This is a genomic window from Buttiauxella selenatireducens (genome assembly GCF_031432975.1).
GTDB classification, from domain to species: Bacteria; Pseudomonadota; Gammaproteobacteria; order Enterobacterales; family Enterobacteriaceae; genus Buttiauxella; species Buttiauxella selenatireducens.
Genome location: NZ_CP133838.1, coordinates 2,357,028 through 2,377,424, shown reverse-complemented (window position 1 = coordinate 2,377,424; position 20,397 = coordinate 2,357,028). Strand labels below are relative to the sequence as shown.

The 20,397-nt window shown below is 48.6% G+C and carries 20 protein-coding genes; 11 read left to right on the top strand and 9 right to left on the bottom strand.

The features are described 5' to 3' along the window. The first annotated feature begins 200 nt into the window (after positions 1-200). From RHD99_RS10980 to pdeR, 5 genes are all read left to right on the top strand, one after another. Positions 201-2,021, top strand: a complete 1,821-nt coding sequence (locus tag RHD99_RS10980) for a RecE-related exodeoxyribonuclease (RefSeq protein WP_309878780.1) — start codon at positions 201-203, stop codon at positions 2,019-2,021. Further along, positions 2,011-2,220, top strand: a complete 210-nt coding sequence (locus tag RHD99_RS10975) for a hypothetical protein (RefSeq protein WP_309878779.1) — start codon at positions 2,011-2,013, stop codon at positions 2,218-2,220. Before RHD99_RS10980 ends, RHD99_RS10975 begins: the two co-directional genes overlap by 11 nt. A gap of 148 nt (positions 2,221-2,368) precedes the next feature. After that, the gene (gene xisR, locus RHD99_RS10970; protein ID WP_309878777.1) at positions 2,369-2,584 is read left to right on the top strand and encodes an excisionase family protein; all 216 of its coding nucleotides are present in this window, start codon (positions 2,369-2,371) and stop codon (positions 2,582-2,584) included. Continuing rightward, positions 2,584-3,807, top strand: coding sequence for a site-specific integrase (locus RHD99_RS10965; protein ID WP_309878775.1), 1,224 nt, complete (start codon positions 2,584-2,586; stop codon positions 3,805-3,807). The genes xisR and RHD99_RS10965 overlap by 1 nt, the downstream gene beginning before the upstream one ends. Positions 3,808-3,960: 153 nt before the next feature. Further along, positions 3,961-5,952, top strand: a complete 1,992-nt coding sequence (gene pdeR, locus RHD99_RS10960; protein WP_183269362.1) for a cyclic di-GMP phosphodiesterase — start codon at positions 3,961-3,963, stop codon at positions 5,950-5,952. Here pdeR and RHD99_RS10955 read toward each other — a convergent pair. Next, a complete protein-coding gene (locus tag RHD99_RS10955; RefSeq protein ID WP_183269363.1) occupies positions 5,949-6,818 on the bottom strand; it encodes a crotonase/enoyl-CoA hydratase family protein in 870 nt (289 codons plus the stop codon). The genes pdeR and RHD99_RS10955 overlap by 4 nt on opposite strands. Before the next feature lie 219 nt (positions 6,819-7,037). Here RHD99_RS10955 and yciZ point away from each other — a divergent pair, with 219 nt between their 5' ends. Then, a complete protein-coding gene (gene yciZ, locus RHD99_RS10950; protein ID WP_183269364.1) occupies positions 7,038-7,220 on the top strand; it encodes a protein YciZ/DeoL in 183 nt (60 codons plus the stop codon). A 28-nt stretch (positions 7,221-7,248) separates the two neighbouring features. Here the strand turns inward: yciZ and fsa are convergent, their stop codons facing one another. Further along, a complete protein-coding gene (fsa, locus tag RHD99_RS10945) occupies positions 7,249-7,911 on the bottom strand; it encodes a fructose-6-phosphate aldolase (protein ID WP_183269365.1) in 663 nt (220 codons plus the stop codon). Between the two features lie 132 nt (positions 7,912-8,043). On the opposite strand from fsa, the gene RHD99_RS10940 reads away from it, so the two are divergent. The 4 genes from RHD99_RS10940 to osmB all read left to right on the top strand — a co-directional run bounded on the left by RHD99_RS10940 (position 8,044) and on the right by osmB (position 12,669). Then, complete coding sequence (locus tag RHD99_RS10940) at positions 8,044-8,943, top strand: glycyl-radical enzyme activating protein (RefSeq protein WP_309878773.1); 900 nt, start codon at positions 8,044-8,046, stop codon at positions 8,941-8,943. Between the two features lie 4 nt (positions 8,944-8,947). Beyond that, the gene (locus tag RHD99_RS10935) at positions 8,948-11,380 is read left to right on the top strand and encodes a formate C-acetyltransferase/glycerol dehydratase family glycyl radical enzyme (RefSeq protein ID WP_309878771.1); all 2,433 of its coding nucleotides are present in this window, start codon (positions 8,948-8,950) and stop codon (positions 11,378-11,380) included. A gap of 43 nt (positions 11,381-11,423) precedes the next feature. Next, entirely contained in the window at positions 11,424-12,182 is a 759-nt protein-coding gene (gene yciT / locus RHD99_RS10930; RefSeq protein WP_309878769.1) for a DNA-binding transcriptional regulator YciT, read from the top strand. Between the two features lie 268 nt (positions 12,183-12,450). Further along, the gene (gene osmB, locus RHD99_RS10925) at positions 12,451-12,669 is read left to right on the top strand and encodes an osmotically-inducible lipoprotein OsmB (RefSeq protein WP_183269369.1); all 219 of its coding nucleotides are present in this window, start codon (positions 12,451-12,453) and stop codon (positions 12,667-12,669) included. 133 nt (positions 12,670-12,802) lie between these two features. Here osmB and yciH read toward each other — a convergent pair whose 3' ends face one another. The 5 genes from yciH to pgpB all read right to left on the bottom strand — a co-directional run bounded on the left by yciH (position 12,803) and on the right by pgpB (position 16,581). Continuing rightward, the gene (yciH, locus tag RHD99_RS10920) at positions 12,803-13,129 is read right to left on the bottom strand and encodes a stress response translation initiation inhibitor YciH (RefSeq protein ID WP_309878768.1); all 327 of its coding nucleotides are present in this window, start codon (positions 13,127-13,129) and stop codon (positions 12,803-12,805) included. Then, on the bottom strand, positions 13,129-13,866 hold the full coding sequence (gene pyrF, locus RHD99_RS10915; protein ID WP_309878766.1) for an orotidine-5'-phosphate decarboxylase: 738 nt from the start codon (positions 13,864-13,866) through the stop codon (positions 13,129-13,131). Before pyrF ends, yciH begins: the two co-directional genes overlap by 1 nt. Positions 13,867-14,070: 204 nt before the next feature. Beyond that, entirely contained in the window at positions 14,071-15,240 is a 1,170-nt protein-coding gene (lapB, locus tag RHD99_RS10910) for a lipopolysaccharide assembly protein LapB (protein WP_309878765.1), read from the bottom strand. A 6-nt stretch (positions 15,241-15,246) separates the two neighbouring features. Next, positions 15,247-15,552, bottom strand: coding sequence for a LapA family protein (locus RHD99_RS10905; RefSeq protein ID WP_183269373.1), 306 nt, complete (start codon positions 15,550-15,552; stop codon positions 15,247-15,249). A 264-nt stretch (positions 15,553-15,816) separates the two neighbouring features. Then, positions 15,817-16,581, bottom strand: a complete 765-nt coding sequence (pgpB, locus tag RHD99_RS10900) for a phosphatidylglycerophosphatase B (RefSeq protein WP_309878764.1) — start codon at positions 16,579-16,581, stop codon at positions 15,817-15,819. 208 nt (positions 16,582-16,789) lie between these two features. Here pgpB and ribA point away from each other — a divergent pair, with 208 nt between their 5' ends. Continuing rightward, positions 16,790-17,383, top strand: coding sequence for a GTP cyclohydrolase II (gene ribA / locus RHD99_RS10895; protein ID WP_183269375.1), 594 nt, complete (start codon positions 16,790-16,792; stop codon positions 17,381-17,383). A 35-nt stretch (positions 17,384-17,418) separates the two neighbouring features. On the opposite strand, the gene acnA is transcribed toward ribA, so the two are convergent. Together acnA and ymiC are read right to left on the bottom strand one after the other, a co-directional pair. Then, positions 17,419-20,094 carry an aconitate hydratase AcnA gene (acnA, locus tag RHD99_RS10890; protein ID WP_309878762.1) on the bottom strand — a complete coding sequence of 892 codons (2,676 nt, stop codon included), beginning with the start codon at positions 20,092-20,094 and terminating at the stop codon, positions 17,419-17,421. A gap of 179 nt (positions 20,095-20,273) precedes the next feature. Beyond that, positions 20,274-20,372 carry a small membrane protein YmiC gene (gene ymiC, locus RHD99_RS10885; protein WP_309878761.1) on the bottom strand — a complete coding sequence of 33 codons (99 nt, stop codon included), beginning with the start codon at positions 20,370-20,372 and terminating at the stop codon, positions 20,274-20,276. Between the last annotated feature and the right edge of the window lie 25 nt (positions 20,373-20,397).

Below are 20,397 nucleotides of genomic sequence, written 5' to 3'. Positions count from 1 at the left end.
ATGTGGAAAGCAGTGCGATGTATCTGAAATGACGTCACGCATGACAGGTTCCGGTTTTACTCGACGCATTCGGTATTACTGCACTGATTCATGCCTTGATGAAAAGATTAGGCAATCTGAATTAAACAAAGCTCGCACCATATACCGCACAGGTCTACGTGTGCGCCCTGTATTTCATCATTAATTATTAAGGTTTTAACATGGCATTATTTATTGGTTGTCTAGTCCCCAAAAAATCACCGGCAGAAAAACTGAACCTATCCACCTACTCCATTTTGAAAAATGCACCAAACAAAAAAACGGCCGCAATCATTATCGCTGGCGAGTTCTTCCAGAAATTCTCGGATATCGCTGAACACTATTTTGACGCGAAAGTCATTGTAGAAAAGCCTGGTACCGACCGCCCTGCACTCGATGAATGGTCCACTGACCTGGTATGGAACAAGGCAACTGGAGACGTGGAATATCTGGGAGTGAACGAGTCCACAACGACTGAAATACCCACCGAAGAACTGAAGAGCGTAAAAGAAATGCCCCCAAATTTTCGCGGTGCAGTGCTTAGCCTGTTCGGACCGGTAGAACGCCTCACCAATGCAGAATATGGCCGGGTAATAGATCTGGTAAATGATGATGTGTCGAGCCCCGAGCGTGAAATTGCCGAGGCCATTAGTCGCACATCGCGGTTTTTCGCGTTGTATCCCGAGCGCCAGGAGGTGGAGCTAACCGCAATGCGAGAAAATGTGCGGCATGGCGCACAGTGGACAGATTACAAAAAATTCTTAGATAAACGACTGGATGCGCCAGCTGATAAACGTGATGCGCCATTCGTTGACGCAGAACGCCAGAAAGCAGCAGATGAGAAATTGCGTACGCCATCCGGCGCAACAGCTGGCAGACAGAACCAGACCGATCGCGGTGCTGGGTTCGTCATGACTCACGATATTCTTGCACTGGAAGTTGCGCTGGGACTCGTTGGTCACAACATGGACTTTGATATCTACAATCTCTCAAGCGGAGTCGTTAACCGCGCCCGTGAAATCATTAACAACAAAGAAAAACCTTTCCCGCAATGGTTTGAATCCTGGCGCAGTATTCCTGGCTGTCTGGACTATTCCCGCGCCATCACCATCTATTCCGTTAAGTGCGCTCCTGAAGGGCTCGGGCTTCGACCGGGAGACTTAATTGGGTATCTAACTAAGCTGCTGAACGAAACCGATCACGAACATCCGGCACAGGAAATCATTGATGCAGTATGTGGCATTAAATCCACTGAGAGCAATGGAAATGAAGATGCGACCAAACAGGACGATCAGAGCAATCTAGGCATTGAGGATATTGGCTACGCAAAAAATGACGGCCTCGAACAAAGTACAGTTAACGCTAGCGAACCAGCGCAGGAACCAGGACCTGTACGAACTGTATTTAGCCTTGAAGAATTAGAAACCGGTCAAGATGTACAAACACCAACTCCCCTTGAAATGTCACAACGTGAAATTGAAGTCGCTATCGCCATAAATGATGCGCTATGTGGCGCTAATAACATTATGTCCCCGGAAGATGCAACTGAACTTATCGCAGCTTCAAATCACAAAGTGGATTATATCGTGGCATGTCTCATCGGTGATTTCATCACTGTTGATGAACATCTGGTGAATCCAATCCTTACAGATGAAGAAATTTTCTATCTCATGTTGGATGTACTCGAGCTATGGGATGATAACTCCGAATTACGCCAGGACACTTTGTGCACATATGCAAAAGAATGGCGTTTTAGCCAGGTTAATCGCGAAAAATCCCGAGCTATTAGCACTACTGAAACGGATGCCAAACCCGATAACCTTTTTCACACACCTGCTGTTCTATCCCATCACTTTACCTACCGTCAACAACTCACTACCGCAGCCCTACAGGGGTTATGTGCCAACCCAGCACACACTGCCTCATACGATGATTTGCCGGGTATGGCTAGCTGGTTGGCTGATTCAGTCATCAGTGTGCAGGAATGCGGGCATGGAAGATAAATATGACGATACTCCGCCAGAACTACAGGCTGGGGCTACAGTGGTTCTCGATGATGGGTGTGATTGGACAGCATGGCATGTGTGGGATATGCGCAGCCGGTTACGAGTGAGCAAAGGTATTAACGAACAGCCACCAGCCCGACATTTAGTTGCTAAACCGACAATTAAATTAAACGTCACTAAAAGGAAGAAAAAATGATATTCGCACTCTACTACGGCCAGTCCAAAATCTGTATCGATTGCGATCCGGATGATTATTACTACCCCGGCAACGACTAACTGATTTTTGATAATCAATTTAACTTAATCCGGTGCTGTATTCTGCAGCACTGGTTCCGAGGTGAGCTATGGCTCAGGTCGTCTTTAATGAAGAATGGGTAGTTGAGCAAAAGCTCACTGAGAGAACGGGCCTATCATGCGGCCAAATCAAAAGTTATCGCCACAAAGCGTGGATACAAGGTGTTCATTTTAAGCACGTCACGGCTGAGGGGCTCACCACCTCTGATAAAGGTCTAATCTGGTACAACTACCCGAAAATTAATATTTTCATAAAGGATGCGTAATGGCAGGGTTTCCAACCGGTGTTGAAATTCATAACGGAAAAATCAGGATTTCGTTCAAGTTCAGAAACACCCGGTGTAGAGAAGTCCTGCAAGGATGGAGTGTTACCCCTGCAAACATCAAAAAAGCTGGCAATTTACGTGCAGTCATCTGCAGTGAAATCCAGCTTGGTAACTTTAAATATGAAACCCGCTTTCCTGAAAGCAAGTCGTTAAAGAAGTTTATATCCCCCGTTCAAAGCGTTTCTACATTTAGCGAGCTTTGTAATGCTTACCATGCTGTCAAAGAGATCGAGATTTCACCATCATCGATGATAGGCACCCGCTCAATCAGTAAATTATTAACGTTGATGATTGGCCCTGATACGCCACTTTTAGACATTCAACACAATGATGTTTTGCTCTATAGAAAGCGCTTACTGGAAGGGGAACTTAAGTCGAGGACTAAAGGCGGAAGGACTGTTAGAACGGTTAATTTGTATATCGGCCAGCTTTGCCGGATGTTCAAATTTGCACAAATGAGCAACTACATCCATCACTTGCCACATGATAATGTAAAGACGCTGAAAAAAACATCACGTGATCCCGACCCGTTGATGAAAGATGAATTTGAGAGTCTGTCCAGGTACTGGAAAGGCTCTGCTTTAAATATGTGGATACTCGCCGTATACAGCGGGCTCCGCCATGGTGAGTTAACAGGGCTAGCCTGGGAGGATGTGGATTTTGATAACGGTGAGGTACATATAGGAAGAACAATTACTCTCGCTAAACAATTTGGCCCGCCTAAAACCAACGCTGGGGTCAGAACGGTTAAACTACTGAAACCCGCACTTGAGGCTCTTGTTCGTCAAAAAGAGCTCACCTACTATAAAAGTCCCCTAGAAATAATCTATTATCATCGTGAGCACGGAAAGACGGAGCGGCAATCACTGAGATTTTGCTTTATGCCACGGCCAAATCTTGGACAGCAAAGCAGGCATTATTCCACAAATACTATTAATAGATCGTGGAAGCAGGCTATTGTGAAGTCAGGAGTGCGCCACCGCACTCCGTATCACACGCGCCATACATATGCGTGCTGGTTACTCTCTGCAGGGGCAAACCCCTCATTTATTGCGAGCCAGATGGGGCACGAGAATGCGCAGATGGTTTATTCCGTTTACTCAAAATGGATAGCGCGGATGAGCGATGACCAGATTGAAATGTTAAACGCAAAACTGGGATAACCTGGCTGGGATAAGATGCCCCCAGCATGCCCCTACCACAACAATAAGATACATTTTAAATATTGTTTTCAATAATTTAGGGCTATCGGGCTTTATATTGCTAATATGAATATCAGACTGACGCGATATGTCGGCCCCGGTTCAGGAGAGAGCATGAAAGACGATTTGGAGCAGAATCTGCTCTACCGTTATTTAGGGACAACCAGCCCATATTGGCGTTTGCCAGGCGATAGCAATGCGCTGCAATTAGCAGCCAGTGAAGACTCAGATGTTAGCCAGGTCATTGCTTTGGCTCCTGAACAGGCTGAACAAATTCGCCAAATGACGGTGATTACCTCAAGTGTAACCATGTCAATTTCGTTGTTTGGCAGTGAAGTTTCTGTGCATCTGGTAGGGCGTAAAGTCTCAAAAAAGGAGTGGGCTGGCTCCGCGTCGGCATGGAACGACACCCCTTCTGTTGCACGTGATTTGGTGCAAGGGCTCTCTTTTGCAGAACAGGTGGTCTCAGAGGCGAACTCAGTTATCGTCATTCTCGACAGATTAGGGAATATCCAACGCTTTAACCGCTTGTGTGAAGAATATACCGGTCTTAAAGAACAAGAGGTCATTGGCCAAAACGTATTTAAGTTATTCATGAGTCGCAGTGAAGCCGCCGCATCCAAACGCAATATCAGCGGTTTCTTTCGCAACGGTAACTCTTATGAAGTTGAGCGCTGGATAAAAACCCGCAAGGGCCAGCGGTTGTTTTTATTCCGCAATAAATTCGTTCACAGTGGTAGCGGTAAGAACGAAATCTATCTGATCTGTTCTGGTACTGACATTACCGAAGAACGCCGTGCACAAGAGCGTCTGCGAGTTCTGGCGAATACCGACACCATCACGGGTCTGCCCAATCGCAATGCCATTAATGACTTGATTACCGCCTCGATTGAAAATCGTGGTGAAACTCAGGTAGGCATCGTTTATCTGGATCTCGATAACTTTAAAAAAGTGAACGACGCATATGGGCACATGTTCGGCGATCAGCTTTTACAGGCGGTTTCGTTAGCTATTTTAAGTTGTCTTGATGACGGGCAAATTCTGGCTCGCCTTGGCGGTGATGAGTTTATTGTGTTGGCGACCGACACTTCGCAAGCCACTCTGGAAGCGATGTCGTCGCGTATTTTGACGCGCCTGAAGCAACCTTTCCGCATCGGTTTAATTGAAGTCTACACCGGTTGTTCATTAGGTATTTCACTGGCTCCCCAGCACGGTGAAGACCGTGAAAGCGTGATTCGCAACGCGGATACCGCAATGTATACCGCCAAAGAGAGTGGCCGCGGTAAGTTCTGCGTCTTCTCGCCGGAAATGAACCAGCGGGTCTTTGAATACTTGTGGCTCGATACCAACTTGCGTAAGGCTCTGGAAAACGACCAGCTTGTCATCCACTATCAGCCGAAAATGACCTGGCGCGGTGAAGTCAGAAGCCTGGAAGCATTAGTGCGCTGGCAATCACCAGAGCGTGGTTTGATCCCTCCACTGGACTTTATCTCCTATGCCGAAGAGTCCGGACTGATTGTTCCGCTTGGCCGCTGGGTGATGTTAAGTGTGGTTCAACAGGTCGCGAAATGGCGCGATAAAGGCATCAATTTACGTGTTGCGGTGAACGTATCTGCGCGTCAGTTAGCCGACCAAACTATCTTTAGCGATCTGAAGCAAGCTCTCAAAGATCTCGACTTTGAATACTGCCCGATTGATGTCGAACTGACAGAAAGCTGTTTGATTGAGAACGAAGAGTTAGCCCTTTCGGTGATTCAACAGTTCAGTCGTCTTGGTGCGCAAGTGCATTTAGATGACTTCGGCACGGGCTATTCTTCGCTTTCTCAGCTCGCTCGTTTCCCGATAGACGCCATTAAGCTCGACCAAAGTTTTGTGCGCGATATTCATAAACAATCGGTTTCCCAATCGCTTGTTCGTGCCATCGTTGCGGTTGCGCAAGCTTTGAATTTGCAGGTGATTGCTGAAGGGGTCGAAAACCAAAAAGAAGACGCCTTTCTAACAAAGAATGGCGTCAACGAACGGCAGGGTTACTTATTTGCTAAACCAATGCCCGCAGCCGTATTCGAACGTTGGTTAAAACGATATCAGGCAAGAACCGCGCGTTAACTGGCTTTACGTAAAACCGTCGCGGTGTGGCGGTTTTGCAACAGCACTAATCTTTCCATATACGCAATATCCTTAGCTTCCAGGCAGAAAGCGGCGTCCACCCAGTCTTCTGTGATATCCATTAATTCCGAACGAGGTAACTGAAGTACACGTTGACGGGCACGCAACATTGCGCGCACGCCATTGAGTTTCGGTTGCAAGGTATCAATGAAGGTACGAGTGGCAAGATAACCCTGACCCGGTTCAAACAACTCATCCACCAGGCCAAATTGCTGATGCCACTCTGCGGTGTGCGATTCACCTTTATAAATAAGCTCCTCAGCCAGTTTCATCCCTGAGCGGCGTGCAACCAGCGAATACGCCCCCATTCCAGGGAACAGGTTAAAAGCGATTTCCGGGAACCCCATGCGCGCGTCCCGTTGTGCCAATATAAAATGGTGTGCGAGCGCGGCTTCAAACCCTCCCCCTAATGCACTACCCTCCACCATTGCAAGGCTAATCGCACCGCTGTCAAAGCCTCGGGAAGCCGCGTGGACACAATCCACACAAGCACGTGCATAAGCACGCAGTGCTTCACGCCGTCCTTGCTGAATTGATTCAACAAAGAAGCCCAAGTCTCCACCCGTGTTATACATTCCTTGCACCAATGAACCGGTCACCCAAAAATCAACCACAAACCCTTCCTGTTGAACCAAATACCGCAGGTTCATAATTTCTTCGATCAGTTTGTGATTGAAGCAAGGGCGAGGTTGAGCTCGTAACATCATCCACACAGTGCGGCGTTCTGCTTCGTAATATCCCGACAATTGAGTGAATCGAGTAGTATCCGTGAACAATTTGCAGGTTGGCTGGTTAATTACTGTCATTATCTTATCCTCATGTTATGAAAGCGCGTCACGCGCAGGATCAGACTAATGCACTACTGCTTTGGGATGAATGTACCGAGACATTTAATAATTATTACTTATATATTGTTCGATAATCGATTGATGAATAAGGCTAAAAAAGAGTCATAATACCTTCTCTTTTTGAGTCTTTTTTAGCATTATGACGGTAACTTTTTTTCAGAATAAACAGGATGCACTATGCCTTCAGTGGACCCTCTGCAACTCGCAAAGCGTATTGACACCGTACTGGATATTTTGGTGGGAGGCGATCATGCGTCAGCCATTAATAATCTGGAGATTTTGAAAGCTGAATTGCTGAATGTTGCGAGTGGTAAAGAACAAAAAGAGAGCGACTTGAAAAAGTCGCCCTGGGAGATTTGATCTGCCGCCGGCAAAAACCGGCGCAGTTTTACAAGCTCAGTGAACCAAACGCCCCTTGCCAGTCCTTTTCGAATGTCGCAATAGCCGCATTGACCGCAGGCGTTGTCAGTAGTTGTTCGGTGACATCCACCGGCAAGGTAATGGCTTCGCAACCAGCCAACAGGCAAGACATCGCCTGATGTGGCGTACGGAAACTGGCAGCCAGAACTTTAGATTGCGGAGCATGCAGCGTCAGCAACTGCTGTAAGTCCTGAACCATTTGAATGCCATCACCACCCTGCGCGTCCAGGCGGTTCACATATGGCGCGACATACTCAGCCCCAGCAAGTGCCGCAAGTAACCCTTGAGCAGCGCCATAAACCGCCGTCCCGAGGGTCGGAATTTCCAGCGCTTTCAATTGCTTCATGGCAGCCAGACCTTCTACTGTGGTCGGAACTTTCACCACGATACCAGGCACGCGCTTAACCAACAATTCCGCTTCTTTCACCATTTCATCAGCTTGTGCGGCAATGACCTGTGCAAATAACTTGCCTTCACCGCCTAGTGCATCCTGCAACGCGGGCAGCACTTCCCACAAAGAAATACCTGCTTTAGCCACAATAGATGGGTTGGTTGTGACGCCCTGCAAAGGCAAAACACGTGCTAAACGCTTCACTGCGGCAACATCAGCAGTATCTAAATACAGTTCCATAAGCTCTCCGAATCGGTCATCTATCTCATTGCTGACATCATAACGTCGCTGTCTGTTCTTTATCTGATCAGGATCAATAAAACTTTCATTCGAAAGTAATCTAATTTACGAACAGAAGATAAGGGCGGGCTTATGCTATTTAATATCCAACGTTACTCAACACATGATGGTCCAGGCATCCGCACCGTGGTGTTCCTGAAAGGCTGCTCTTTAAGTTGCCGCTGGTGCCAGAATCCAGAGAGCCGCGCACGCGATCGGGATGTTCTGTTTGATGAGCGTTTATGCCTTGCTGCTTGTGAGTTGTGCCCACAGGTTGCTCCACATGCTATTTCTCGCATTGATGATTCGCTGGTTATCGCCCGTGAAAAACTGGGTACTGATGATCTCACTGCGTTAACAGATTGCTGCCCTACTCAGGCGTTGAGCGTATGCGGCGAAACGCAAAGTATTGATGCAATCATGAAAACCGTACTGCGTGATAAGCCATTTTATGACCGCAGCGGCGGTGGCATCACGCTTTCTGGCGGCGAACCTTTTATGCAGCCTGAAGTGGCTGAGCAACTGCTGAGAAACAGCAAAGAGGCGGGGATACATACTGCCGTCGAGTCCTGCCTCCATGTGCCATGGAAATATATCGAGCCGTCAATCGAACATCTCGATTTACTGCTCGCCGACCTGAAGCATGTCGATGTACAACGCTTCAAAGAATGGACGGATGGCAGCGCCGAACGCGTACTGGATAATTTCCGCAAGCTCGCTGCGCGCAATGTCGACATGACGGTTCGCGTACCGCTTATCCCTGATTTTAATGCTGATGAGCAATCTATTCGTGCAATCAGTGATTTTGCTGCCGACGAAATCGGCGTGAAAGCGATTCATTTTTTGCCTTACCACACCTTAGGTATTAACAAATATAAACTCCTGAATATCCCTTATACGGCCGCGCACCAACCGCTTGATGCGCCAGAACTGCTGCAATTTGCTGAGCAGTACGCAAGCCAAAAAGGGATGACTGCCTGGATAAGAGGATAAACCGATGACACAACTGAACCTGAACACCTTAAGCCAACGCATAAAAGATCATAAAGAGGCGCTAATTCACATCGTTAAGCCGCCTGTTTGTACTGAACGTGCACAGCATTACACGGCGATTTATCAGCAGCATCAGGACAAGCCTTTGCCTGTGCGCCGCGCCCTCGCCCTTGCCCACCACCTTGCTGAACGTACTATCTGGATTAAGCATGATGAGTTGATCGTCGGAAACCAGGCAAGCCATGTGCGTGGTGCACCGTTCTTCCCTGAATATACAGTTGGCTGGATTGAGACTGAAATTGATGAGCTGGGTGACCGTCCTGGCGCTGGCTTCTCAATTTCCGATGCAGACAAAGCGGTAATGCATGAAATTTGCCCGTGGTGGCGCGGCCAGACCGTGCAAGACCGTTGCTACGGAATGTTTACCGACGAGCAGAAAGAGTTGCTGGCAAGTGGGATTATTAAAGCCGAAGGCAATATGACCTCGGGCGACGCGCATCTGGCGGTCAACTTCCCTCTGTTACTGGAATTGGGGATTGATGGTTTACGCAGCAAAGTTGCCGAGCGTCGTTCACGTCTGCATCTCACCGATTGGGAAGATTTGCATAAAGAACAATTCCTTAAAGCCATCGATATTACCTTTGTTGCATTAAGTGATCATATCCTTCGTTATGCGGCACTTGCTAAAGAAATGGCTGGCACAGAAACACGCGAATCTCGCCGTGACGAGCTGCTGGCAATGGCTGAAAATTGTGAAGTTATTGCCCATCAAAAACCAACCTCATTCTGGCAGGCATTGCAGTTAAGCTACTTTGTTCAGTTGGTATTGCAGATTGAATCTAACGGACACTCCGTTTCGTTCGGTCGTCTCGACCAGTTCCTCTACCCATGGTATCGCCGTGATGTTGAACTTGAACAAACGCTGGGACGTGACCAGGCTATCGAATTGCTGCAAAGCTGCTGGTTGAAGTTACTGGAAGTTAACAAAATTCGTTCTGGTTCTCACTCCAAAGCTTCCGCCGGAAGCCCGTTGTACCAAAACGTGACAATTGGCGGCCAAACGCTCGTCAATGGTGAACCTGTTGATGCGGTCAACCCGCTATCTTACGCCATCCTTGAGTCATGCGGCCAGTTACGCTCAACACAACCTAACTTGAGCGTGCGTTATCACGCGGGGATGAGTAACGACTTCCTGGACGCTTGTGTTCAAGTGATCCGTTGTGGTTTCGGTATGCCTGCGTTTAATAACGATGAAATCGTTATCGATGAATTTATCAAGCTGGGTGTCAGCCGCGAAGATGCTTACGATTATGCCGCCATCGGTTGTATCGAAACCGCAGTGGGGGGGAAATGGGGCTATCGTTGCACAGGCATGAGTTTTATTAACTTCGCGCGTGTCATGTTAGCAGCACTGGAGCATGGACGTGATGCAACCAGCGGTAAAATCTTCCTGCCGCAGGAACATGCACTGTCTAGCGGCAACTTTACACAGTTTGACCAGGTTATCGACGCCTGGGATACCCAGATTCGTTATTACACCCAGAAATCTATCGAAATAGAATGCGTTGTTGATACCGTTCTTGAAGAAAATGCCCACGATATTCTTTGCTCGGCTCTGGTCGATGACTGCATCGAGCGCGGTAAGAGTATTAAACAAGGTGGCGCAAAATATGACTGGGTTTCGGGTCTGCAGGTCGGTATTGCCAACCTGGGTAACAGTCTTGCCGCCGTGAAGAAACTGGTGTTCGAACAAGGCGCGATTGGCCAACAGCAATTAGCTGAAGCACTGGCTAACGATTTTGATGGTTTGACCGGTGAGCAGTTGCGTCAGCGCTTGATTAATAGCGCGCCAAAATATGGCAATGATGACGATGAAGTCGATTTGTTGTTGGCACGGGCTTACCAGACTTATATCGACGAGCTGAAGCAATATCACAATACCCGCTTTGGTCGTGGCCCTATTGGCGGGACCTATTACGCAGGGACTTCATCGATTTCAGCAAACGTCCCCTTCGGCGCCGCAACAATGGCAACACCGGATGGCCGTAAAGCGAAGACTCCACTGGCGGAGGGTGCAAGCCCAGCGTCAGGAACTGACCGTCTGGGGCCAACAGCGGTGATAAGTTCAGTCGGTAAATTGCCTACCAGCAAAATTCTGGGCGGTGTGTTGCTGAATCAGAAGCTGAATCCGGCGACGCTGGATAACCCGCGCGATCGCGAAAAGTTAATGATGATGTTGCGTACCTTCTTCGAGGCACATAAAGGGTGGCATGTGCAATACAACATTGTTTCCCGCGAAACCCTGTTAGATGCCAAACAACATCCTGATAAATATCGTGATCTGGTGGTGCGTGTAGCAGGTTATTCTGCTTTCTTTACCGCCTTATCTCCAGACGCTCAGGATGATATTATAGCCCGTACAGAACATACTCTTTGATAATCCAGGCGGCGCGGTATGCGCCGCCCAAAATTTGGCTGACATGAACTCCAGACAACAAATTATTTTACAGATGGTGATTGATCATGGTCGCATGAGTGTGGCCGATCTCGCTAAAAAAACCGGCGTCTCAGAAGTGACTATTCGGCAGGATCTCAATCTTCTGGAGAAAAAGAACTACCTGAGACGCACACATGGCTATGCCGTTCCGCTGGATAGCGAAGACGTTGAAACGCGAATGATGAACAATTATTCGCTTAAAAGACATCTCGCTGATTTTGCAGCGACTTTAGTCAACGATGGCGAAACAATCTTTATCGAAAATGGCAGTTGTAATGCACTCCTCGCTCGCGCATTGGCTGAGCAGAAAAAAATTACGCTGGTCACCGTCAGCAGCTATATCGCTCATCTTCTGAAGGATACTGACTGTGAAGTCATATTACTTGGCGGTATCTATCAGAAAAAAAGCGAAAGTATGGTTGGGCCCCTGACGCGTCAATTTATCCAGCAAGTGCATTTCAGCAAGGCGTTCATCGGTATTGATGGCTTCTTGCCAGAAACCGGATTTACGAGCCGTGACATGATGCGCGCCGATGTAGTGAATACCGTGTTGGAAAAAGGCTGCGAAGCCATTGTTCTGACAGACAGTACCAAGTTCGGCTCAATGCACCCTTACACGCTAGGGCCAATTTCATGCATCAATCGCGTGATTACTGATGATGGTCTCAACGAAACCACTGGGCAGCAATTGCGGGATACTGGCGTGCAAATCAATATTGTTAAACAATTTCCCATCGAGTAATCACGATAGTTATCTGCCTGCTTCTCCTGCAGGCAGTTCCTTTCTCAGAATTATCCTGCCGTTCCTTTAAGACTATTTACCTGTTGTAATTCTTCATTCAAATTAGAATGTTTGTTAGCGGTGTAACAAGAAGTGATAATTACCAAAATTATCTTTTAGGTCTTATATCGTTATGCAGTTTCACGGAAGCTTTCTCGAAGTTGATTCAAACCCACTATACTTTTAGAGAAGCTTATTTCCGTGAATCAATAATTCAGGAGAAAGTATTATGACCTTAAATAACAAAAAAATTGCCGCCGTTGTGCTGGCCTTAACCGTAGCCATGTCTCTGAGCGCCTGTTCAAACTGGTCCAAACGTGACCGTAACACCGCGATTGGTGCGGGCGCGGGTGCTGTTGGTGGTGCTGTCTTAACAGACGGCAGCGCGCTGGGGACTCTGGGCGGTGCCGCTGTAGGTGGTATTATCGGCCATCAGGTAAGTAAATAAAACTTGATGCCAGCAGAAGCGTGAAACGCTTTAACGAATTATAAAATATTTAATTTTTCAGGTCTGACTTTCAGCAGTCACAATAAAAAAGCCACGGTAAATATACCGTGGCCTATTTATTTCGATATACGAATCAACCGCCTGCAAATTTAACTTTCATTCCCTTCGCTTCCAGCAGAGATTTTATCAGATCGCGTTTGTCGCCCTGAATTTCAATCACACCCTCTTTTAGCGAACCACCGCAGCCGCATTTCTTTTTAAGCTCTGCTGCAAGTGTCGCTAATTCCGCATCATCGGCATCGATACCGGTTATCAGGCACACGCCCTTACCCTTGCGCCCGCTGGTCTGGCGTTGGATACGCACTACACCGTCCCCTTTTGGCCGAACAGGTGCTGTTTTAGGCTCATCAATACGTCCACTCTCGGTTGAGTAAACTAAACGACTGTTATCGTCCTTCATCACGCCCCCTGCTGTAGTGAAACGCGGATGTCACGCAGAGTTTGGGCGGGATCAGCAGATTGGGTGATCGGGCGTCCAATCACCATGAAGTCCACACCCGCAGTCTGTGCTTGTTGTGGTGTCATGATACGGCGTTGATCACCGGCATCACTTCCAACCGGACGGATACCGGGGGTGACTAATTTGAAACCCTGCCCCAGTTCGCTTTTGAAGCGTACCGCTTCTTGCGCAGAACAAACCACACCATCCAGACCACAACTTTGCGTTAAACGAGCTAACCGCTCAGCATATTCAGCAGGCGTTGACGTAATACCAAGATCCGCCAGATCGCTGGCTTCCATACTGGTCAGAACGGTCACCGCAATCAGCAGCGGTGCATCTTTGCCAAATGGCAGCAATACTTCACGCGCAGCGCTCATCATGCGCGCCCCACCGCTGGCATGCACGTTCACCATCCATACGCCTAGTTCCGCAGCAGCAGCGACTGCACGTGCAGTGGTGTTTGGGATATCGTGAAATTTCAAATCGAGGAATACATCAAAGCCACATTGCTGGATATCACGCACCAACTGCGGTCCAAACAGAGTAAACATCTCTTTGCCCACTTTCAGGCGGCAATCACGCGGGTCGATACGGTCAATGAAAGCTAAGGCTTTATCGCGATTATCGTAATCAAGTGCGACGACAATTGGAGAATCGGTAGCAACACGGGAGGAGGAGGATGCAGTTGAATTCATGGCTAAACCTTCTGATGTTGGGCAGCATTGCGGCGCAAGAGATAAACGGCAAGCATTCTACCCGCGGTAGACACAAAATTACAGTTGCCATTGTACCTTGCTAAGCATAAACAGCACGGTGCTTCAGAGTGGCTGGTCATAGTAACTATAAGTATGTTGTAACTAAAGTGCGGCGTTTTTTTATAAATGAGCGCACTTTGCCCGTTATTGACCGTCTAACCCACGAATCGGTTTAATCGTTGACCAGGCCCGGCAAGATGGGCAGTGCCAGTAAAGTGTAAAAGCAGTGAAGCCACATTTCTGGCAGCGATAACGTGGTTTGGTACGAACTTGTTCGCCGACCATGTCACGCAGCACCATCAGACTCTCTTTCGCGCGCCCTTCTTCTGCCTCTTGTAGGTGGTAATCCATCAGCCGATGGAACACACGCATGGTTGGGTGACGCTGAAGCTGGCGGTTAATATAAACCTGAGCCACCTCCGAGCCTTCTTTACGCTCAAGGATCTCGGCAAGCATCAGCTCAGCACCCGCACCGGTGTTCTCTTCAACACAACGTTTCAAGAATGTTTCCCACTCCTGCGTTTTGTCTAACTGCAGGTAGCAGGTTTGCAGCATTTCGAGAGTTTCACTGACGAGCTCGCTATCTTGATCGATAACGCGTTGGAGCAATTCAACGGCTTTCGTGTATTCATTACGCGCCATAAAGATGCGGCCCATCATGATAGAAACACGGGCGCAATTTTTGTCGGCAGCAGCGCCCTTTTTGAGCAGAGACATGGCGCGATCAAGGTCGTCACTGGCCATCAATTGCAGCGCCTGTTCGCAATAGAAATGGGCAATTTCAGTACGTTGTTTATCTTTGCCAAGTTTAACCAGGCGCTCGGCCACATCGATGGCTTTTTGCCAGTCGCTGGTAGCCTGATGGATAAGCAGCAACTGTTGTAACGCGCCAATGCGGAAATCGGTTTCGTCTATCAGTTGCGCGAACATATCTTCTGCGCGGTCATACAGGCCAGCAGCCATATAGTCACGACCCAACTGTTGCACTGCCAACAAGCGTTGTTCGTAAGTTAACGAGGCACTTTCCATTAATGATTGGTGGATACGAATGGCGCGGTCAACTTCACCACGAGAGCGGAACAGGTTACCCAGCGTGAGGTGAGCCTCAACGGTGCTGGTATCCTCTTTGAGCATGTCGAGAAAGAGATCTACAGCTTTATCTTGCTGGTTCGACAGCAAGAAGTTAACCCCCGCCACATAGTCACGTGACAGGCGATTAGCTTCTTGTTGCTTATCTTGATGCGCGCTTCTGCGTCCCATATACCAGCCGTAAGCGGCGGCGATAGGCAACAGCAGAAACAACAATTCCAGCATGGCAGGTTATTCCTTAACAGCCGGTACAGCCGCTGCTATGGCGTCAGAATCCGTCGTAATTTGCTGCTCAAGGCGTTTGATCTTACGATCGGCGCGTGCCAGCGAAACACGCAAACGCAACCAAAACAGGCCACAAATAAGCCAGCCAAGCAAAAAACCGGCAGCAAAAAGAGTCGCCAGTAATGTGGAGACACGATATTCGCCTTGTGCCAACAGGTAGTTGAAATTAACAACCTGATCGTTTTGCGCGCCCAAAGTGACTGAAATCACAAAAATCGCTAGCACCAGTAAGAAAATGAATAAATATTTCACATTACTTCCCGTTATGTGGTCTTACGCGACTAAACCCATTCGCTTTCGAGTTTCAGGTAGGCGGCAAGTTAACTTACCCCAACGAACTGACTTTCGTACGTGATTCGGGTAAGTGAGTATGCCAGCGCCCCTACAGCTTGATGGATGATGGGGATAAATTAAGCGCTAATGTTTTTCCAACTATATAAACTACCATTTCCCGGTTGCTCGTGGAATCCATTAGCGACGTTCAATTCATAAGAAATGGGGGTTAAATCAATAATCTCAAGGCTCAGCATCCCTTTCGGCTATTTCGTCAGCTTCTTGCGGCGGTGGAGATAACGGACCGCACAGTTTCTGAGCAAGCCAGGTTGCCAATGTTATCAACACCCAAGAGATGAGCGTGGCAACCACCAAGTCTCGTGGCCAATGCATTCCGAGCACTAATCGGCTGCCCATCACCCCTGTAGCCCACACTAACAGCAATGCAATGGTCCAGGTACGTCGACGTGGCCACAGCAACCCGACACCTAATAATGCCCAACTTGCCGCAAACATTGTATGCCCTGACGGGAATGCAAAACCGGTCTCTTTTTGCCAGTGCTGACGCAACCATCCCGGTATTTCCTGCTGCGATTCAAGCTGGTTTTTCACCAACTCGCTACGCTGCATACGCTTTAAATTGTAGAACTCATCTGTAGGAATATGTTGAGTTTTTTCAAGCCATACCACAAAAGGACGCGGTTCTTGCACTTCATCTTTAATGACAGATTTAACCCCCTGCCCAATAAGAATAGCCGCACCGAGTATCGCAAACAGCATGAGCGCAGCTTTTAGGCGAAACCTTAGACACCATAAGAACCAACCGCACAACAAAACGTGGGTAATGATGCCCCAGGGTTGGGTAACGGTTTCCGTCATCCAATACATCATTTTAAGCCAACTTCCCTGCGCACCCGGAACCCACTGCCAACCTGAGATCCACACGGCTAAAGGCATGACTAACAATAATCCAGCACCCATTGTTGTTCGTTTTGCTATTGCTCGCATTGCTTATCCTTATGCTTTTTGAATCTCAAGGATACCCGATAAACCGCACCGAAGGGAAAACGGGAAGTCGCACAAAGGGTAAAAATAGGAGTCTGCCCAGTCTATTAGGCGAAGTGGTCGGCGTTGTGGCAAACTAAGCAGTAGTAATTAAACAAGCCAGTCTGCTGGCAGGCACCCTGAGTGCCACGATAAGTACCTGGAGAATCACATGCAGCTTAAACGTGTGGCAGAGGCCAAACTGCCAACCCCATGGGGCGATTTCCTGATGGTGGGTTTTGAAGAACTGGCAACCGGGCAAGATCACGTTGCTTTGGTTTTTGGTGATGTAAACGGAAATGATTCTGTTTTGGCGCGTGTACATTCAGAGTGTCTGACGGGCGATGCCCTATTCAGCCTGCGCTGCGATTGTGGTTTTCAGCTTGAAGCTGCATTAAGCCAAATTGCCGAAGAAGGTCGTGGCGTACTGTTGTATCACCGCCAGGAAGGCCGCAATATTGGTTTACTTAATAAAATCCGCGCCTATGCCTTGCAAGATAAGGGCTACGATACGGTTGAAGCCAACCACCAACTCGGTTTTGCCGCCGATGAGCGTGACTTCACTCTCTGTGCTGATATGTTTAAGTTATTGGGTATCGATGCCGTTCGCTTGCTGACCAACAACCCAAGCAAGGTAGAAATTCTCAGCGAAGCGGGAATTAATATTGTTGAACGCGTGCCGCTCATCGTGGGCCGTAACCCGAAAAACGCACATTATCTGGATACCAAAGCCGCTAAAATGGGCCACTTGCTGTCGAAAGATTAAGTGATTTTCTCCCCCATCGCTGGGGAGAATTTTCGCTAGTTCAGCATGTTACGAATCACGTAATGCAAAATGCCGTCGTTTTTGAAATACGTCAGTTCATTGCCGGTATCAATACGGCAACGGCACTGAATCACCTCTGTTCTGCCGTCCTCAAAAGTCAAAGATACCGGCACCGAAATGCCCGGTTTAAGGTCATTGAGGCCACTGATATCAATAAACTCCTCGCCAGTCAGACCTAACGTTTTGCGCGTCACACCTTCAGGGAATTCCAACGGAAGTATGCCCATGCCAATCAGGTTAGAACGGTGAATTCGTTCAAAGGATTCCGCAATGACCACTCGTACGCCTAACAAACGCGGCCCTTTTGCTGCCCAGTCGCGACTGGAACCCGAGCCATACTCCTTGCCGGCAAACACCGCCAACGGAATACCTTTATCCCGATAACGCATCGCGGCATCATAAATCGAAATCACCTCGTCTCCCGGTAGCATGCGTGTCATGCCACCTTCCACTCCCGGCACCATCTCGTTGCGGATACGGATGTTGGCAAATGTCCCGCGCATCATTACTTCATGGTTGCCACGACGCGAACCGTAGGAGTTAAACTCTTTTCGTTCAACCCCGTGATTTTGCAGGTAACGCCCAGCGGGGCTATCAGGCTTGATGCTCCCTGCTGGAGAGATATGGTCAGTGGTGACCGAATCACCCAGCATGGCCAGCACGCGCGCGCCATGGATATCCTGCAAAGGTTTAGGCGCAGCTTCCATATCATCAAAGAATGGCGACAGCCGAATGTAAGTAGAATCACTCTGCCAACCGTAAGTATCGGAGTGAGCCACTTCAATATTGCGCCATTCTGGTGTGCCTTCGAACACTTCCGCATACTCTTTGCGGAACATTTCGGTTGTAACTTGCGCAACGGCACGGGCAATCTCCTGGCTGCTCGGCCAAATATCTTTGAGATAAACCGGATCGCCCTTTTTATCATGCCCCAGCGGATCGGTGGTCAGGTTAACATTCATGTTCCCAGCCAGTGCGTAGGCCACCACCAGCGGCGGCGAAGCCAGCCAGTTTGTTTTCACGAGCGGGTGGATGCGCCCTTCAAAGTTACGGTTACCGGATAGCACCGCACCCACAGTCAGGTCGCCCTTCTTGATGGCTTGTTCAATGGGGTCAGGCAGCGGACCTGAGTTACCAATGCACGTCGTGCAGCCATAACCCACCAGATTAAAACCAAGCGCATCGAGATAAGGTGTTAATCCCGCTTTTGCCAGGTAATCTGAAACGACTTTAGAACCCGGAGCCAAAGACGCTTTCACCCACGGCTGACGTTTCAATCCTAATGTCACGGCTTTTTTCGCCAACAGCCCTGCGGCCATCAGAACACTGGGGTTTGAAGTATTAGTACACGACGTAATTGCGGAAATGACGACCGCACCATCGGGTAGCTGATACTCATGCCCGGCCATCGTGTAATTAACCGGAGCCCGGTCTTTTTGCGACGTATTGAGTTCGAGTTCATTGCTGGCGTTAAACGCTTTCGGCACGTCACTCAGCGAGACACGATCTTGCGGGCGTTTCGGCCCGGCAAGACTGGCTTCAACTTTATTCATATCCAGTGCAAGGGTGCTGGTAAATATCGGTTCATCGCCGGTGTTTCGCCACATCCCCTGCACTTTCGCATAAGCTTCAACCAGCGCGATTTGTTCTTCGCTGCGCCCACTTAAACGCATGTAATCGAGTGTCACCGCATCAATCGGGAAGAAACCACAGGTCGCACCATATTCAGGCGCCATATTGGCAATAGTGGCGCGGTCTGCCAGCGGTAGAGAGTCAAGCCCATCACCATAAAATTCGACAAATTTCCCGACAACGCCATGCTTACGCAGCATTTGCGTAACCGTCAAAACCAGGTCTGTCGCAGTAATGCCTTCGCGCAACTTACCATCAAGTTTAAACCCGACAACATCCGGGATAAGCATTGAAACTGGCTGACCTAGCATGGCAGCTTCAGCTTCAATACCCCCAACGCCCCACCCCAATACGCCAAGGCCGTTAATCATGGTGGTGTGGGAATCCGTACCGACCAGCGTGTCCGGATAGGCGATCAGGTCATCGCCCTGCATTTCACTCCACACCGCTTTACCAAGATATTCCAGGTTCACCTGGTGGCAGATCCCGGTGCCAGGTGGCACTACGCTAAAACGACTGAATGCCTGTTGGCCCCAGCGCAGGAAAACATATCGCTCGTGGTTACGTTCCATTTCGAGGCGCACGTTTTCCTCGAAAGCATCGTTATCACCGAAATGATCGACGGTCACGGAGTGGTCTATAACAAGATCAACGGGGGAAAGCGGATTGACTTTGGCGACATCGCCGCCAAGACGTTTTACCGCTTCGCGCATCGCGGCTAAATCCACAACGGCGGGAACACCGGTAAAATCTTGCATCAATACACGTGCGGGGCGATAAGCTATTTCGCGATCGGCATGGGCATTTTTCAGCCAACCGGCCAAAGCTTGAATATCGTCTTGAGTAACGGAGTTTTCATCCTGCCAGCGCAGCAGGTTTTCAAGCAGAACTTTTAACGACTTGGGTAAACGGGTGATATCCCCAAGTTCCTTTGCGGCCAGTGGCAAGCTGTAATAGTGATAGGTTTTATTCAGCGCCTGTAGAGTGTCCTTACTGGCCTCGCGTAGGGTTAACGACATAGCTCCTCCTTAAATTTCTTAGGATCGCGGTATCCCGGATGAAGATCAGGGACAGTATTAAAGATAACACAAAGATGTCGTAACGATTTGATAACAACCCGAATTGATAAATCAGAGGATGTAAAGCGGGAGGATGAATGGATTTACACCCGGGCAGCAGGCCAGGGTGTCGAAGATAATTAGTTTGTCAGCATCCAGGCCATTTGCGCCCAAAAAACAAACGAAACGGTAAATACGCTCAACCACGACCAGTACTTGACGCTACAGTGAATATTCATAAGTCACTCTCATATTTCGGATAAC